3 protein-coding genes and 1 pseudogene are annotated in these 3333 nt (G+C 62.4%); 3 read left to right on the top strand and 1 reads right to left on the bottom strand.

The annotated features are described in order from the left end of the window. On the bottom strand, positions 1 to 872 hold an 872-nt coding region (locus DBR24_RS16480; protein WP_146189064.1), incomplete at its 3' end, for a LysR family transcriptional regulator. Positions 873 to 986: 114 nt separating this feature from the next. Between DBR24_RS16480 and trpB the strand changes: the two genes are divergently transcribed. From trpB to DBR24_RS32425, 3 genes and pseudogenes are all read left to right on the top strand, one after another. Further along, positions 987 to 2219, top strand: a complete 1233-nt coding sequence (gene trpB / locus DBR24_RS16475) for a tryptophan synthase subunit beta (RefSeq protein ID WP_123470272.1) — start codon at positions 987 to 989, stop codon at positions 2217 to 2219. Next, positions 2219 to 3031 (top strand): tryptophan synthase subunit alpha, encoded by an 813-nt coding sequence (gene trpA, locus DBR24_RS16470; protein WP_123470274.1) that lies wholly within the window; start codon positions 2219 to 2221, stop codon positions 3029 to 3031. The genes trpB and trpA overlap by 1 nt, the downstream gene beginning before the upstream one ends. A gap of 122 nt (positions 3032 to 3153) precedes the next feature. Then, a pseudogene (locus DBR24_RS32425) lies at positions 3154 to 3333 on the top strand (hypothetical protein); the annotation flags it as partial.

Below are 3333 nucleotides of genomic sequence, written 5' to 3'. Positions count from 1 at the left end.
TTCTTGAGCCATTGCGCCAGTTGCCGGGCGCGCCCGTCTGCGGCGCGCTTGGGTAGCCACAACGCCAGTTGCGCCTGGGTTTCACAGAAGCCCCACGGCGCAACCAGGCGACCGGCTTTCAAATCTTCCGCTACCAATGGCTCTGGCGCGATCGCCACGCCGAGTCCGGCCACCGCGGCTTCCAGCAAATAATACAAATGCTCAAAACCTTGCCCGAGCTTCAACGCCTTGGCGTCGAGGTGGTTTTGCTGTGCCCAGTTCGGCCAGGCTTGTGGGCGAGAGGTGGTGTGCAGCAATGGTTCGCCGAGCAAGGCTGATGCCGGCGCGGTCTGCAGGCGTTGATAACCGCTGAACAACGGGCTCATCACCGGCCCGATGCGTTCTGCCGCCAGTTCATACACCTGCATGTCTGCCGGCCAGGGTGGTTCGGCGAACAGCAGCAAGGCGTCGAGTCCGGGACGCCGTGGGTCAAGATCGCCTTCGCCGGCCGACAGGTGCAGACGCAAGTCCGGCAGGTCGGTATTCAGCCGGCCCAGACGTGGAATGAACCAGCGCGCCAACAGGCTGCCCGAGCAGCCGAGCACGAACGGCGCGTCAGCGGTGCTTTGCGTCAGCTCGGCACACACACTGCGCAACCGATCAAATGCTTCGCCGCTGGCATCCCGTAGCCGAACCCCGGCATCTGTGAGTTTCAGGCCGCGACCATCCTTGACGAACAGGCTCACGCCAAGATGCTCTTCGAGCACTTTGAGCTGGCGGCTGACCGCGCCGTGAGTGACGTGCAGCTGTTCGGCTGCCTGACTGACGCTGTTGAGCCGAGCGGTGGCTTCAAAGGCACGCAAGGCGTTCAGCGGGGGGAGGTCGTGGCTCATGATATCTGTGAGATTTCCTGACAGGTTGCGGCAATCTTATCGGTTTTCAGGCTGCAAGGTCAGGGGTAGAGTGGTCGTCATTGTCTTCTGACCCGAATTCACCTGGAGCAACTCATGACCCAGACTTCGAACACTTCCAATCTGCGCAGCGGCCCCGACGATAACGGCCTGTTCGGTGCGTTCGGTGGCCGCTACGTGGCTGAAACCCTGATGCCGTTGATCCTCGATCTGGCCCGCGAATACGAAACGGCCAAGGAAGATCCGGCGTTCAAAGAAGAACTGGCCTACTTCCAGCGTGACTACGTCGGGCGTCCGAGCCCGCTGTACTTCGCCGAGCGCCTGACCGAATTCTGCGGCGGCGCGAAGATCTACCTCAAGCGCGAAGAGCTGAACCACACCGGCGCGCACAAGATCAACAACTGCATCGGCCAGATCCTGCTGGCGCGGCGCATGGGCAAGAAACGCATCATCGCCGAAACCGGCGCCGGCATGCACGGCGTGGCGACGGCCACCGTGGCTGCGCGCTTCGGTCTGGACTGCGTGATCTACATGGGCACCACTGACATCGAACGTCAGCAGGCCAACGTGTTCCGCATGAAGCTGCTGGGCGCCGAAGTGATCCCGGTGGTGGCCGGTACCGGCACCCTGAAAGACGCGATGAACGAAGCGCTGCGTGACTGGGTGACCAACGTCGACAGTACTTTCTACCTGATCGGCACCGTGGCCGGCCCACACCCGTACCCGGCGATGGTGCGCGACTTCCAGGCCGTGATCGGCAAGGAAACCCGCGACCAGTTGCAAGCTCAGGAAGGTCGCCTGCCGGACAGCCTGGTGGCGTGCATCGGCGGTGGCTCCAACGCCATGGGCCTGTTCCACCCGTTCCTCGATGACAAGAGCGTCGAGATCATCGGCGTTGAAGCGGCCGGTTACGGCATCGAAACCGGCAAGCACGCGGCCAGCCTCAACGGCGGCGTGCCGGGTGTGTTGCACGGCAACCGCACCTTCCTGCTGCAGGACGACGATGGCCAGATCATCGACGCCCACTCGATTTCCGCCGGTCTGGACTATCCGGGCATCGGCCCTGAGCACGCCTGGTTGCATGACATCGGCCGCGTCCAGTACACCTCGGTGACCGACGACGAAGCCCTTGAAGCGTTTCACAAATGTTGCCGTCTGGAAGGGATCATTCCTGCACTGGAAAGCGCTCATGCGTTGGCTGAAGTGTTCAAACGCGCACCGAAACTGCCGAAGGATCACCTGATGGTGGTCAACCTGTCCGGCCGTGGCGACAAAGACATGCAGACCGTCATGCACCATATGGAACAGTCGAAGCAGGAGAAACACTGATGAGCCGCCTGCAAACCCGCTTTGCCGACCTCAAAGAACAGAACCGCGCTGCGCTGGTGACCTTCGTCACCGCCGGTGACCCGGACTACGCCACGTCGCTGGCGATCCTCAAAGGCCTGCCGGGCGCTGGTGCCGACGTGATCGAACTGGGCATGCCGTTCACCGACCCGATGGCCGACGGCCCGGCGATTCAACTGGCGAACATTCGTGCGCTGGGCGCCAAGCAGAATCTGGCGAAAACCCTGCAAATGGTCCGCGAGTTCCGCGAAGGCAACAGTGACACTCCGCTGGTGTTGATGGGCTACTTCAACCCGATCCACATGTACGGTGTTGAGCGCTTCATCGCGGATGCCAAAGAGGCGGGCGTCGACGGTCTGATCGTGGTCGACATGCCGCCAGAGCACAACGCCGAACTGTGCGACCCGGCGCAGGCTGCCGGTCTGGACTTCATCCGCCTGACTACACCGACCACTGACGATGCGCGTCTGCCGAAGGTGCTCAACGGCAGTTCCGGTTTCGTTTACTACGTGTCGGTGGCCGGGGTGACCGGTGCCGGTGCGGCGACGCTGGAGCACGTCGAAGAGGCGGTGACGCGTCTGCGTCGGCACACCGACCTGCCGATCAGCATCGGCTTCGGCATCCGCACGCCGGAGCAAGCGGCGTCCATCGCACGCTTGGCGGACGGTGTGGTGGTGGGCTCGGCATTGATCGACCACATCGCCAATGCAACCACGCCGGATCAAGCCATCGACGGCGTGCTGAGCCTGTGCTCGGCATTGTCCGAAGGGGTGCGTAAGGCCCGCGTCAGCTGAAGGTAAAGTTCCTGATACAGAGGAATTAGCGCCTCGCTACACAGCCTAAATGAGCAAGACCGAGGGATTCAGAACCACGTTCTGAATCCCTTTTTGCTGTTGGTGCAGTGAGGAAAAACCCGATGAAAATGCCGAAACGTCTGATTGCCGGACTGGGCGCACTGATGATCAGCGCGACGCCGTTGCTGGCCAGCGCCGATCCACGTGATGATCATGACCACGGCGGCCCGCAACCGGGCCATTACGAGAACCGCGGTGACGATCACCGTGGTCCGCAGAACGACCACCGTGGCGGCCCGCCG

Origin of the sequence: Pseudomonas sp. HMWF006 (assembly GCF_003061205.1) — a bacterium.
In the GTDB taxonomy this organism is placed as follows: domain Bacteria; phylum Pseudomonadota; class Gammaproteobacteria; order Pseudomonadales; family Pseudomonadaceae; genus Aquipseudomonas; species Aquipseudomonas monsensis.
Note: the sequence above shows the minus strand (reverse complement) of the source record. Positions and strands in the feature narration are given on the sequence as shown.

Bases quoted from the DNA above. Each gene is read 5' to 3' on its own strand.
- trpB (WP_123470272.1), top strand. From the start codon at position 987: ATGACCCAGACTTCGAACACTTCCAATCTGCGCAGCGGCCCCGACGAT.
- trpA (WP_123470274.1), top strand. From the start codon at position 2,219: ATGAGCCGCCTGCAAACCCGCTTTGCCGACCTCAAAGAACAGAACCGC.